Genomic DNA, 13,799 nt, shown 5'->3' with positions numbered 1-13,799 from the left:
GCGGGGCTCGGTTTATTTTTGAGTACAAATTAGCATTGTGCTATAAACTGCGCCCCTTATGTTGATCGCCCTACCATGGGGCACAAGGAACGGGTCGAGACCCGGCACGCATTTACAAGCAGGAGATTCTCCATCATGAACCACAAGCTTTCCGCTCTCTTTGCTGCCCTGTCCGTATCCCTGCTGCTCCCGCTGTCGGCGGCCCAGGCGGGCGATCCTCAGCGCGGCCAGGAACTCTCCCAGTCCTGCGCGGCTTGCCACCAGGCTGACGGCAACAGCGTCAATCCGGAATGGCCCAAGCTCGCCGGCCAGCACCCGAAGTACACCACCAAGCAGCTGGAAGACTACAAGTCCGGCCGCCGTGAAAACTCGCTGATGGCCGGCCAGGTTGCCAACCTGGACGAGCAGGACATGCGTGACCTGTCCGCCTACTTCGCCGAGCAGAGCACCAGCAGCGGCACCGCCGACGAAGAAGTCGTCGAGCGCGGCGAACAGATCTACCGCGGCGGCATCCCGTCGCAGAATGTCGCCGCCTGCATCGCCTGCCACGGCCCCAACGGCAACGGCAACCCGGAAGCCATGTTCCCGGCCGTCGCCGGCCAGCACGCGCAGTACAGCGCCGACCAGCTGCGCTACTTCCGCAGCGGCGAGCGCGCCAACGATAACGGTCGCATGATGCGCAATGTCGCGCGCAACATGTCGGATTCCGACATCGAGGCCGTGTCCCAGTACATGGCCGGCCTGCAGACCGGTAACTGATCCGGTCCGCAGTTGTGCCGCGCAGGATGGGCGGCGAAGCGACCCAGGAAAGGGGCGGCCTCGGCCGCCCCTTTTTGTTGGGCGCAAGAAATACACGTTTTGCGGGAATGCCCTCGTAGCCATTTGCGTCATGGTGGGGCACGACCGAACTCCTCGGCACGCCATCGGTCCACCCAGTGCTCGCGGAACGCCCGTGCAGTTTGTCTTGGAAATTGAACCCCCTCGGGTTGCTTCGCATAGTCGCCAGGGTTAAAGCAGGTTTCAGAATGTCGAATATCGATCAGGCCGCAGACGCCGGCCCGTCCTCCGCATCTCGCCAGAAAGCCGCCCGCAAGCCGCGGCGTAGCCGCATCCTTGTGGATTTCATGGGCTCGATGACCCTGGCGATCACCCTGCTGGTGGCGCTGTCCATCGCCTCCGTGATCGGCACCGTACTGGTGCAGAACGAGCCCTATACGGAGTACCTGATGGATTTCGGGCCGTTCTGGCATGAGATCTTCGCCGGGATGGGCCTGTATCAGGTGTACTCCGCCACATGGTTCCTGCTGGTGGTGGCCTTCCTGGTCATCTCCACCTCCTTCTGCGTCTATCGCCAGTCGCCCGGACTGCTGAAGGACCTTCGCCGCTATAACCTGCAGGTCAAGGAAAAGTCCCTGCGCTCGTTTCACTCGAGCGCCACCGGCGACCTCGACCAGCCGCAGGACGAATTCGTCCAGCACGCCCATCGGGTGCTGAAGGCCCAGGGCTTCAAGGCCCGCGAGAAGAACAGCGATGGCCAGACCGTCATTGCCGCGATGCGCGGGCGCTGGAACCGCCTGGGCTACCTGCTGACCCATGTCGGCATTGTCGTCATCTGTGTCGGCGCCCTGGCCGATGGCACGACCCTGCTCAAGATCAACGAATGGCTGGGGAACCTGGAGATCGAGACCCGCAGCGTGCCGATCTCCGAGGTCCCGCGCTCGGCCTGGATCCCGGACTGGAACCCGTCCTTCCGCGGTTCGGTGGAGATCCCCGAGGGCGCCTCGGCCAACGTGGTCTTCCTGCCGATGCGGGAGGGCTATTTCGTCCAGGAACTGCCGTTCCGCATCGAATTGGAGGAGTTCCGCATTGAGCGCTTTTCCACCGGCGCCGAGAGCTCCTACGAATCGGACCTGATCATCCACGATCCGAACCGCGACGAGCCGCTGCGGCATACGATCTCGGTCAACTATCCGCTGATCTACAACGGCTACGCCATCTTCCAGGCCAGTTTTGCCGACGGCGGCACCCGCCTGGACATCGACGCCATCCCGCTGGGTGCCGAGGCGCTGCAAGCGCTCGAAGTCCCCGGCCGCGTGTTCCAGGAGATGGACATCCCGACCCCGGATGGCGATACCCGTACCATCGAATTCATCAATTTCCAGCTGGAGAACGTAGTCCCGCTCCTGAATGAAGAAGGCGTGCGCGAAAACCGGCACATGGGCCCGAGCTTCGACTTCCGCCTGATGGATCGCACCGGCCATGGCCTGTACTACCGCAACTACCAGCGCCCGGCCCTGCAGGAAGGGGCGATGTATTTCCTGAGCGGCGTGCGCGAGAGCCCGGCCGACGAGTTCCATTACCTGTTCCTGCCGGCCGATGCCGACAACTCGCTGGAACGTTTCCGCACCTATCTGGCCATGCTGCACAACCCGGAGGTGCGCAACGAGATCGCCCGCCAGGTCGCCCGTGACGACGACACCGTCGAGGGGTCGCAGAACCAGGCGATTGCGCAAACCGCGGCCGAACTGATGGGCCTGTTCGCCCAGGGCGGCTACATGGCCGTGCACAACGAGATCGAACGCCGCGTCCCGGCAGAACGCATCGAGGAAGTACGTGACCTGATGGTCCGCATCCTTCACGCCGGTCTTCAGGGGCTTTACATGGAGGTCCTGCAGGACGAGGGTGTGGTCTCGATCCAGGAAGAAGAACAGCGCTTCCTGGAGGACACGATCTCGGCGATCAACGCGATCAGCCTGTATCAGTCGCCGTTCTTCTTCCACCTGAAGGACTTCGAGCACCGCGAGGCCTCGGGCCTGCAGATCGCCCGCGCCCCGGGCCAGAGCACGGTGTACGTCGGCAGCACCATGCTGATTGTCGGGATCTTCCTGCTGTTCTACGTGTCCTATCAGCGCCTGTGGATCATGGCGCGGCGGCGCGAGGACGGCGAAGGCACCCACGTGGTGATGGCCGGCACCAGTAACCGCCATCAAGTGGAATTCGAGGAACGTTTCGCGCATCTTAAGCGCTGGATCATCGAGCAAAAGCCGGTCCGTTCGGACTCGGCTAGCGACGACAGTCACAACAAGAACGCCTGACCCGCGCGTAGCCGGAGGAGCACACCATGTCTGTACCCCACGAGGCCCTGGATTTCGAACGGCCCGGTTTCTTCCGCCAACTGCAGTTGCGCGACTGGGCCTACTTTGCACTGATGGCCGCCGTAGCGGTGATCTCGCTGACGTTCTACGGCGAGAACATGGACCGCTACGACATCGGCGGCCTGATCCTTGCGGTCGGCACCAGCGCCTGGATGGGCTGGTTCTGGCGCCCATGGCAGGCCTTCTCGATCATCGTCGGGGTGCTGGCGCTGTTCGGCATCTGGCTTTACGGCGACAGCCTGGCCGCCAACGAGACCAATTTCTGGCTGAACTACATCGGTTCCGGTCAGGCCGGCGTCATGTGGATGAGCGTGTTCCTCTATCTCTCCACCGTCGCCTATCTGATGGGCCTGTTCTCCAATTCCGATTTCCCCGCCCGCGTGGGCGCCGCCTTCGCCTGGGTCGGTGCTGGTGCGGGGGCCATGGCGCTGCTGGTGCGCTGGCGCGAGATCTACCTGACCGACCCGACCTGGGGCTACATCCCGGTGGCGAACCTCTACGAGGTGTTCATCCTGTTTGCGGCCCTGACCGCGCTGATGTACCTCTACTACGAGCAGCGCACCGGCTCGCGCAACATGGGTGCCTTCGTGATGCTCATCATCGCGGCCTCGGTCACCTTCCTGCTGTGGTACATGTTCACCCGCGACGCGCACATCGTCGAGCCGCTGGTGCCGGCGCTGAACAGCTGGTGGATGAAGATCCACGTACCCACCAATTTCGTGGGCTACGGCGGCTTTGCCATCGCCGCCATGCTCGGCGTCGCCTTCCTGATCCGCGATCGCCTGGAACGCACGCGGCCGGACGCCGCGATCACCCAGCGCATGCCGACCAAGGAGACGCTGGACAGCGTGATGTATAAGTCCATCGCGATCGGCTTCGCCTTCTTCACCCTCGCGACCGTGCTCGGCGCGATGTGGGCGGCCGAGGCCTGGGGCGGCTACTGGTCCTGGGACCCGAAGGAGACCTGGGCGCTGATCGTCTGGCTGAACTACGCGGCCTGGCTGCACATGCGCTTTACCAAGGGCTGGCGTGGCCCGACCATGGCCTGGTGGGCGATTGTGGGCCTGTTCATCACCACCTTCGCGTTCCTGGGCGTGAACATGTTCCTGTCCGGCCTGCATTCCTACGGAGAACTGTAAATGAAGCGTCGTGAATTCATGGGCGCCCTGGGCGGCGCCGGCCTGCTGCTCGCCACCGGTACCAGCCTCGCGGCCGAATACCGCGAAGGCCAGCACTACCGGGCCATCCAGCCGCCGCTCGACACCGGCCTGGAGGACGGCAGGATCCAGGTCGTCGAGATCTTCTGGTATGGCTGCCCGCACTGCTACGAATTCGAGCCCAAGGTCCAGGCGTGGAAGCCCGGCCTGGCCGACGACGTACAGTTCGAATACCTGCCTGCACCGATGAACGATGTCTGGGCGCTGCATGCCCGGGTGTACTACACCGCAGAAAAGCTGGGCGTGCTCGACGAGGTGCATCAGGCGTTCTACGACGCGATCCACGATCAGGGCCGCCAGCTGCGCTCGGAAAGCGCCATCCTGCGCTTCATCAACCAGCGCGGACTCGACGCCGACGAATTCCGCGAAACCATGCGCTCCGACGCGATTCGCCAGCGGATCGTCGAGGCCACCGAGGCGGTGCAGGACTACGCCGTGAGCGGCGTGCCCACCCTGGTCATCAATGGCGAGGCCAGCGTCTCCGCCAGCATGGCCGGCGGGCACGACGAAATGCTGGAGGTTGCCGACTACCTGATCGAACGTGCCCGCGGCTAACGCGGGCCCGCTCCGACGGGTTCGGCCATGAGCGATCCGACCACCGCCCAGCGTCTGGTCGAGTGCCTCGAACAGGAGGGCGTTGAACGCATCTTCGGCCTCCCCGGCGAAGAGAACATGGCCGTTCTCGACGCCCTGGCCGATTCCCCCATCGAGTTCGTCACCACCCGTCACGAGCAGGGCGCGGCCTTCATGGCCGACGTCCACGGGCGGCTGTCCGGCAAGGCGGGCGTCTGTCTGGCGACCCTGGGACCCGGCGCCACCAACCTGATCACCGGCGTCGCCGACGCCAACATGGATCACGCCCCCCTGGTCGCAATTGCCGGCCAGGCCAGCACCCATCGGCTGCACAAGGAATCGCACCAGGTCCTCGACCTGAAGGGCCTGTTCCAGCCGATCACCAAGTACAGCTCACAGGTGCTGGAACCCGAGATCCTGCCCGAGGTGATCCGCAAGGCCTTCAAGTGGGCCGAAGGCGGCAAACCCGGTGCCAGCTTCATCGAGCTGCCAGAGAACATCGCCTCACTGCCGTGCCCGAATCCACCCTTGCCGGTACATGCCGGCCCGGCCGCCGTACCGGCCGAAGCCTCCCTGGAGGCGGCCGCACGCCTGCTGAACGAGGCCCGGCACCCGCTGATCCTGGCCGGGAACGGCGTGATCCGTTCCGGCGCCAGCGGCGCCCTGGCCATGCTCGCCAGCGCCCTGAACATTCCGGTCGCCAACACCTTCATGGCCAAGGGCGTACTGCCGTTCCGCCACCCGCTGGCGCTGGGCTCGGTCGGCCTGCAAAGCCAGGACTTCGTGAATTTTGGCTTCCACAAGGCCGATGTGATCGTCTGCATCGGCTACGACCTGGTCGAATACCCGCCCAGCTTCTGGCATCCGGACGCCGACCGGACCCTGATCCATATCGACTCCGCGCCGGCCGAGATCGACGGTCACTACAATGTCACCGCCGAGGTACTGGGCGATCTGACGACCTGCCTGCACCGCCTGGCGGAACAGGTGAGCCCCCGCGAAGAGACCATCCTGCGCCCGCTACGCCAGAGCCTGATCGACGACATGAACGAGCACCGCAACGACACCCAGGTGCCGCTCAAGCCGCAAAAGCTGATCTGGGATCTGCGCACCGCCGCCGACCTCGACGCGATCATGATCACCGATGTGGGCGCGCACAAGCTCTGGATGGCGCGCATGTTCCGCTGCGAGCTGCCCAATACCTGCCTGATCTCCAATGGCTTTGCCAGCATGGGGATCGCGCTCCCGGGCGCCATTGCCGCCGCCAAGCTCCACCCCGAACGCCAGGTGGTCGCGGTCACCGGCGATGCCGGCTTCCTGATGAACGTGCAGGAACTGGAAACGGCGGTTCGCCTGGGCCTCAACTTCGTTGTGCTGATCTGGAACGACAACGCCTACGGCCTGATCGAGTGGAAGCAGGTGCGCGAATATGGCCGCAAGGCCTTCGTCGAGTTCGGCAATCCGGACTTCGTGCAGCTGGCGCAGTCGTTTGGGGCGCAAGGCGTGCGCATCGAACCCGGCGACAGCCTGGAGATGGCGCTGCGCGAGGCCCTGGTAACACCCGGGGTCACGATCATCGACTGCCCAGTGGACTACAGCGAGAACATGAAGCTGACGGAACGTTTGGGCGAACTGGTTTGTCCATTCTGACAACGCGGACTTCCCCGCCAGCAGGAGACGACCCGCGATGACCTCGATCGCGTCCGGCCATGATCGCACCGCGCCCACCGGGCCCGAGGGCGCGACACAACCGGAAGCCTCCACCCCGGAACGCCTGGGATATCACCACGAGCAGGGCAGCCAGCGCCTGCGGCTCTTGAGCTTCAACGCCCAGGTCGGCATCCACTCCTCCCGGTTGCATCACTACCTGACCAACAGCTGGAAGCACGTGCTCCCCTACGGTGGGCGCATGGACAACCTCGACCGGGTGGCACGCTTTATCTCGGAGTTCGACATCGTCGGTGTGCAGGAACTGGACGGGGGTAGCCTGCGCAGCAACTTCGTCGATCTGGCCTCCTATCTCTCCGAACGTGCGCAGTTCCCGTATACCTACAACCGGATCAACCGCGATCTGGGGCAGTTCGCCAAGCACTCCCTCGCCCTGTTCTCGCGCTTGGAGCCGGACCGGGTGGAGATGCACCGTCTGCCCGGAGCGCTGCCCGGCCGTGGCGCGATCGAGGCCCGCTACGCCATGGGCGACGGCGAGGAGCTGGTGCTGTTCCTGCTGCACCTGGCCCTGGGCAAGCGCACGCGGAAATCCCAGCTGGCCTACGTCGCGGAGCATATCCAGGATTTTCCACATGCGATCGTGATGGGCGACCTCAACTGCCAGCAGGACAGCGAGGAACTGCGGCAACTGGTCGCGCGTACCGGGTTGATGGAGCCGATGGCCTGCCCGGCCACCTATCCCGCCTGGGACCCGCGCCTGGTGTTCGACCACATCCTGCTGACCCCCGACCTGCACGTCAGCGACGTGCGTGTCTACAACGTGGCGCTCTCCGACCACCTGCCGGTCGGTATCGAGATCGAACTGCCGCAGCGCCAAGCCCTTCATGATCCAGCGCACTAAACCGATGCCGAAAGACGGGTACGGTTCGAGCGCTAGTGGGTACATTAGTCCGTGTTTCCCTGGCATCCACCCCATTTCCGCGTTTAAATAGGCGCGCCTACTATCCGGGATTTCCCGATGTCCGATAGCGATCTGCGCAAGACCATTATCGAGCTCGAGCGCTCGCTGGATCGGGAGCGCGCCCTGCAGGACGCGATCCGCCGCGTCGCCCTGCGATCGCTCGCGGTGGTCTCCGCGAAGGTGCCGGCACTGGAAGGCGCCGTGCGCGACCTGACCCGCGCCATCGAATCCGACCCCGGCGACACCGCCTGGCTGGATCGCCTGAGCGGCCAGCTGGCCGACGCCGTGCGCTCCAGCGATCAGCGAGAGGACCTGGCCGACGGCATCCTCGCGGTCGTCCAGCGTGGCCTGCTCGGCTTCGAATTCCTCGACCCCGAGCGGGAGGCCCTCACCCGAGCCGCCGATCGGCGCGACAAGGCAGAGATCGAACGCACCCTCACACGCCTGTTCTCGGTGATGCACGACAAGTGCGAGCAGGCAATGACGGAGCGCGAAGAACTCACCGAGGTCGTCGGCGAGATCTGGCACCGACTGGAGGACGTGGATACCGCCCTGTCCGAAGACGAGGCGCGCGGCCAGCGCGCCCGGGAATCGGTCTCCGAACTGCACGCGGGGATCTCCGGGGATGTCGAGCACATCAAAGGCCGGGTGGTCGACGTCGAGGACCTCGCGACCCTGCGCACCGAGGTGACCCGCGGTCTCGACCGCATGGTGGAGCGCGTCACCACGTTTCGGAACGAGCAGGAAGACGAACTGCAGGTGGTGCAGGAACGGAACCGCCTCCTGCGCTCCAAGGGCCGCAGCCTGGAGGGTCAGGTGCAAGCGCTGCGCAACCGGCTGGAACAGGCGCGCGCCGAAGCCAGTCGCGACAGCCTCACCGGCCTGCCCAATCGAATGGCCTTCGAACAGCGGCTGGAGCAACTCCCCGCAGAGCTCGAGAAATCGGGCGCGGCCTCGCTGCTGGTCTGGGACATCGACCACTTCAAGACCATCAATGACGAGTACGGCCACACTGCCGGCGACAAGGTCCTGCGGGCGGTCGCCGAGATCCTGGCCGAGGGCGTGCGCGAGCCGGATTTCGTCGCGCGCTACGGCGGGGAGGAATTCGTGATGATCATCCATCGCGAGCCTGACGCTGCATACAGCCAGGCCAATACCATCCGCGACGCTGTGGACCGTCTGATCGTGCGCTCCGGCAAGACGCGTCTGAAGGTCACCATCTCCGCCGGGCTGGCCGGAATCGACCCCGCCGCCGCCCCGGAGGCGATATTCGATGCCGCCGACCACGCGCTGCTACAAGCGAAAAAGCGAGGCCGTGACCGCATCGAGCGGGCCGGCGACTGATCCACTGCCGAGGGAACCCATGAACGGTACGCCTCAACCCCACCTGATCTTCGGCGAAGTCCTGTTCGATTGCTTCCCCGACGGTACGCGCGTCCTCGGCGGCGCGCCCTTCAACGTCGCCTGGAACCTGCACCAGCTGGGCGAGGCCGCCTGTTTCGTGGGCGGAGTCGGGGACGACGCGGACGGCCGCAGCATCCGCGAGCGCATGAACCGCATCGGGATGGACACCCGCGGCCTGTACAGGCACCCCGCGGCCCCCACCGGCCAGGTCCGCATCGCCCTGGAAGACGGCGAACCGACCTACACCATCGTCCCTGACCAGGCCTATGACACCGTTCCGGCGGAATGGGCGGACCAGCTGCCGGACACCGCGGGCCTCCTCTATCACGGCACGCTCGCCCTGCGCGCGGACAACCGCGAGCTACTGGAACGGTTACAGGCCCGCGCACAACATCGTTTCGTCGACGTGAACCTGCGCGCACCGTGGTACCAGCCTGACGACGTCCTCGCGCTGATGCGCGGGGCCGACGTGGTCAAGCTGAACACCGACGAGGCGGCCACGCTGGCCCCCGACGTCGCCGCACCGGAGCGCTCGGCGGCGCTCCTGGAACGCGCCGCGATCCGCTCCGCCCTGATCATCACCCACGGCGCCGACGGCGCAGCCATCCACACCACCGATGGCCAGCACTGGCAGGCCCCAGCCCCCGCGGTCGACGGCTTCCGCGACGCCGTAGGCGCCGGCGACGCCTTCGCCAGTGTCGCCATCATCGGCCAGCAACACGGTTGGCCCTGGGCGACCACGCTGGAGCGCGCGCTCGGGTTCGCAGCCGCCGTCTGCTCCCTGCAGGGCGCCACCAGCGAAGACTCCGACTTCTACCACCGCGCCCGCACCGCCTGGAGCTAATCGCTCCCTTCGCACAAACAATGCCCCGCGCACAAAAACCGGCGGCAACCTGACTCCAGAGAAGGGACTCAGCCCATCCTCACGACACTGGGCAGCGATGAGAGCCAAGCCGAGCATGTATCGCTTGGGGGCACTACAATCCCGCAACTAACCCAATGGGAGGCTGATCGCTTTGCAGCTCGCCCATACAGCGCGGTGGCAGATCATTAACCGTGCCCGGTCAGTACACAGACCGACTCCAACACGAACGTTTACATCATGCGATGCCGCCCTATCGCCTAGGGAGACGCTGATTGAATCGCGCGCTCGCGCTCGAGTCGCTTTTGCGTGCGAACAAGGCGCGGTGACTGCCGTGCAGGCATTCTGCACCGCATCCTGCAAGACGTCCGTCACCACACCGCCGATGGTGCCGTACTTGGTATAGGGAAACGTCTGCAGCTTGACCTCGGCCTCCTGGCCGGCCCGGACAAAGCCGATGTCCTTGTTGGGCAGGGTGGCCTCGACCTCCACTGCGCCATCCTCGGGGACCACGACCATCAACGGACGGGCCGGCTCCACGACCCCGCCCACCGTGTGCACGGCCAGTTGCTCGACCGTGCCATCCACCGGGGCCCGCAGGCGGGTCAGCTCGTCCAGACGGCGCGCCTTGATCAGCTCCTGGCGCAGCGACTCGGCGTCCGAACGCGCCCGGTGCAGGTCGTGTCAGCCAGAATCGAGAGAGATGTGCTATTGCGGATGTACCGGAATTCGGCGATTGCAAGCCGTCCAAGGCCGCTATTGACGCGCCGAGGGAGTCCTTGTCATTTAAATTATTCGCTGCACTCGCAAACTCCGCTGGCGACAGCTTCATGTGAAGAGCCGACTTCATCAAGTGATGATATTTTTCGTCAAGCCCACGAGCCGCAACAAACATCCTTGTATTGTTATCCGTTTAAACTTCTATTAATCGATAATTCTATTGACCCACCAGACGCGCATGAGCGGAATCACTCCGAGGACGAGCCACCATATTACGAATCTCGGAAGCCTCTCCTGCGACGCTTCCAAGCGTGGCCTTATTTCCTCGTAATTAACGAGAGTCTCTCCCTCGAATTCGAGATGATAAACCCTGGTTGATGGACCAAATACACTAATCTTACTGTGCAACCAGACCGTAACGGGCTCCCCGATAATCTTCTCGCCATTCTCGCCCAAAGGGATCGCCCCAAAATAGCGAACAGGATCGCCATCGTCCACGTCCATGACAATTGAACGACGAGCGCGCCCTCGCCCTTCATTAATGCGCTCCACCAGGCCTTCTTGCCTCGTCAATCCCCCCATATCGGGGACAGTATTTAGATAATCCACATAGTCGGATACAGCAAAGAAAAGGAAACAAAACGAGACGATGTACCAAGCTCTAGAAGTCCCGCGCTGAAGGGCCCGGACAACGAACACTTGATAGGGCCAGCTGCCTTTCGCCCAACTAGCCAACCTAGAATGAGAGAGAGACTCAGGCACCCGTCTCATCGTTTCGCCCCCCAACTTTTCCCGAGCTCGATACCAGCCTCAGCGGTATCTGAGCCCCCCTGAAGACGAAGGATTGCGCTACCTCGTGGAAACAGCGGCGCCTTCTCGTGCGGTATAGAATCATCCGCAACCCAACGACTAGGCGCGAATACGACGGAACCCGCTCCAGCGATACACCGATGCGTCTAGCGGGGCGATGCGGCATAAGCCGAAGCGGTACTGCGGAGAAGACGCCGATCCGTGGCGAGGTCATGGCTTTTCCCTGTCCATGAGTGATGGTTTTAAAGGCTGCCGGCTTCAGGTGGCCCTGACAAAGTTGCTGCTGAACGCTCTGGCGTGGCGTTCATTGGGGAAGCTCCAGGGTCTGCCCGTCGGCGAGGCGCACGGCGCGCAGACGATGGCGCTCGGGGTGGATGGAGCCGAACCAGTTCTGGATGCGGATGCTGTCCTTGCCATTTCGGTGGGCGATCACCAGCTCGTGGTCCTCGACGTGAATATCGACATCTTCGGGGCGGATGTCCGGGCCCAGCTCGAGTACGCTACGGCCGCGGTCTCCGTGCATCTCCACCAGGATGTTATGGCCGGTACCGACGTCAAAGCGGTAGGTATTGTCGCCAGCGCCGCCATACAACAGATCGTCACTGGGCCCGGGCTGCAGGACATTGTCACCATCGCCCCCGAGCAGCCAGTCACCGCCGGATCCGGCCTTCAGCGTTGCGGCATCATTGCGGGCCAGGACAATCTCGCGCTCCACCGTGCCTTGGCCACCCATGCGCACGCCGTCCCAGCCCAGGGCCGATAGCGCCGCCTGCACACTCGGGTCGCCCCCAGCCTCGACCAGCCAGTCGCGCGTCAGGCGGTAGGGATCGAAGCCCATTGCGCGCAGGCGCTCGCCACCCGCCCGCTCGAATTCGAACAAATCGGTCAGCCCCCGGGCCGGGTCGCGCTCGAAGCTCTCCTTCAGGGCGCTCGTGGTATCGGAGAAATCGAAGCCGGGACCGGATTCGTTCAGGGCAAAGCTGATCGCATCGAAGTAGGGCGCCAGGTGCGTCTGCCGCATGGGCTCGCCGTACATCGCCGTTTTCAAGATCGCGAAGGCCTTGTGCAACTCCGATGCTCCTCCCGGGCGAGGGTCGGGGCTGCCCTGCTGGCGGAAATCCCTGTCCAGGAAGGCCTCCAAGGTGACAAGCTTGCGGCCATCGATGTTCGGCCCCCGGTCTTCCGGATCGACGTCGGCGGCTCCGGCCCATTCAAACAGCAACGCGTTCATGCGGGCGGCACGCGCCTGCACGTCGGTCTCGTCTCGAAAGGCCTCGACATGCTCGCGCAAACGGCCGCTGTCGTCGCGCTCCAGGGCCACGCGCAGGTTCGGCACGTTGCCGTAGCCCTTCAGGTCAACGTCAGCGCCAGAACCAGCCGGAATACTCGGGTCCCGGATAACGCCCAGGGAACGCGGCTCCGAACCACTCCGCCCGGTCGAAACCTCGGATGAAAGCTCTGACGAGTGATCCGGAGACCACCCCGGAAGAGGGACGCCACCTGCGGTCGAGGAAAACCCTTGCTTGAACCCCCGAGCGAACTCGGCCGCGAAGAGGTTCACGCCATGCCGGACCTCGGGTAGCAACGTATACACCGCACCCAGGCAGGCCAGCACGAATACAACGGTGACCAGGGCAGACCTCATGAGGCCACCCTCCCGAACGGCCGGAAAGAAGCGGCCTCGGGGATGCGAGCAGGAGACCCTGGGGCTGAACACCAGGCAAAACGGCGGTCCTGCGACTCTGCGCGGCGATCGTCCGCAAGGCGCGGGAGAGCACGACGGCCTATCCAGGCACCTGGCGCAAGGAATTCGTCGTCCGACTCTTGACGAGATGGGGGCACGCCAATCCGTGGCGAAGTCATGGACATTCCCTTTCCATGAATGAGGCTGCGGACTCTGACGCGCCACCCAAAGGGTGTCAAGATCCGCAGACCTGCGGTGCGCGGGGAGATGCCACGCTGGTCCGCAGGGCTGGTATCCTCGCAGTCCATTGATGGCCGCCGTTTGGCGGTCCGCTGATTCGGTTCGGGCGGCGCCCGGACTGTGGATTCTGGAGGCCGCATGAGCAGTACCCACCGACCCACCGATATCCAGCTGCATCAGAAGTCGCGCATCCTGGAGCTGACGTATTCGGACGGCTCGCATTTCGAGTTGCCCTGCGAGTTCCTGCGCGTGTATTCGCCCTCGGCCGAGGTGCGCGGGCACGGCAAGGGCCAGGAGGTGCTGCAGGTCGGCAAGGAAGACGTGAACATCACCGGGATCGAGCCGGTCGGAAACTATGCGGTGAAGCTCGTGTTCTCCGACGGGCACGACACCGGCATCTATGACTGGGACTACCTGCACGAACTCGGCACGAACCAGGAGCGACTGTGGCAGGATTACCTGGATCGGCTGAAAGAGGCCGGACACGAGCGCAAGACGCACTGAC

General features: G+C 64.3%; 10 protein-coding genes and 1 pseudogene. 9 read left to right on the top strand and 2 right to left on the bottom strand.

All coding sequences use genetic code 11. The features are described 5' to 3' along the window. Nucleotides 1-135 precede the first annotated feature (135 nt). The 8 genes from F792_RS0106445 (at nt 136) to F792_RS0106410 (ending at nt 9,822) form a co-directional block, all read left to right on the top strand. Nucleotides 136-759 carry a cytochrome c gene (locus tag F792_RS0106445; RefSeq protein ID WP_018168875.1) on the top strand — a complete coding sequence of 208 codons (624 nt, stop codon included), beginning with the start codon at nt 136-138 and terminating at the stop codon, nt 757-759. Between the two features lie 266 nt (nt 760-1,025). Further along, entirely contained in the window at nt 1,026-3,095 is a 2,070-nt protein-coding gene (locus F792_RS0106440; RefSeq protein WP_018168874.1) for a cytochrome c biogenesis protein ResB, read from the top strand. A gap of 26 nt (nt 3,096-3,121) precedes the next feature. After that, nucleotides 3,122-4,294 (top strand): c-type cytochrome biogenesis protein CcsB, encoded by a 1,173-nt coding sequence (ccsB, locus tag F792_RS0106435; protein ID WP_018168873.1) that lies wholly within the window; start codon nt 3,122-3,124, stop codon nt 4,292-4,294. Then, complete coding sequence (locus F792_RS0106430; protein ID WP_018168872.1) at nt 4,295-4,927, top strand: thiol:disulfide interchange protein DsbA/DsbL; 633 nt, start codon at nt 4,295-4,297, stop codon at nt 4,925-4,927. A 27-nt stretch (nt 4,928-4,954) separates the two neighbouring features. Then, complete coding sequence (locus F792_RS0106425; protein ID WP_018168871.1) at nt 4,955-6,595, top strand: acetolactate synthase large subunit; 1,641 nt, start codon at nt 4,955-4,957, stop codon at nt 6,593-6,595. 37 nt (nt 6,596-6,632) lie between these two features. Continuing rightward, the gene (locus F792_RS0106420) at nt 6,633-7,514 is read left to right on the top strand and encodes an endonuclease/exonuclease/phosphatase family protein (RefSeq protein WP_018145044.1); all 882 of its coding nucleotides are present in this window, start codon (nt 6,633-6,635) and stop codon (nt 7,512-7,514) included. A gap of 117 nt (nt 7,515-7,631) precedes the next feature. Continuing rightward, complete coding sequence (locus tag F792_RS0106415) at nt 7,632-8,918, top strand: GGDEF domain-containing protein (RefSeq protein WP_018168870.1); 1,287 nt, start codon at nt 7,632-7,634, stop codon at nt 8,916-8,918. 19 nt (nt 8,919-8,937) lie between these two features. Then, a complete protein-coding gene (locus tag F792_RS0106410; RefSeq protein WP_018168869.1) occupies nt 8,938-9,822 on the top strand; it encodes a carbohydrate kinase in 885 nt (294 codons plus the stop codon). Nucleotides 9,823-10,182: 360 nt separating this feature from the next. Here the strand turns inward: F792_RS0106410 and F792_RS14990 are convergent. After that, nucleotides 10,183-10,518: pseudogene (locus F792_RS14990) on the bottom strand (HlyD family efflux transporter periplasmic adaptor subunit); the annotation flags it as partial. A gap of 1,156 nt (nt 10,519-11,674) precedes the next feature. Next, complete coding sequence (locus F792_RS0106395) at nt 11,675-13,015, bottom strand: calcium-binding protein (protein WP_026305917.1); 1,341 nt, start codon at nt 13,013-13,015, stop codon at nt 11,675-11,677. Nucleotides 13,016-13,432: 417 nt separating this feature from the next. Here F792_RS0106395 and F792_RS0106390 point away from each other — a divergent pair, with 417 nt between their 5' ends. Further along, a complete protein-coding gene (locus tag F792_RS0106390; RefSeq protein ID WP_018145031.1) occupies nt 13,433-13,798 on the top strand; it encodes a gamma-butyrobetaine hydroxylase-like domain-containing protein in 366 nt (121 codons plus the stop codon). Nucleotide 13,799 lies beyond the last annotated feature (1 nt).

Source organism: Thioalkalivibrio sp. ALMg9, from assembly GCF_000380625.1.
Lineage (GTDB): Bacteria > Pseudomonadota > Gammaproteobacteria > Ectothiorhodospirales > Ectothiorhodospiraceae > Thioalkalivibrio > Thioalkalivibrio versutus.
Note: the sequence above shows the minus strand (reverse complement) of the source record. Positions and strands in the feature narration are given on the sequence as shown.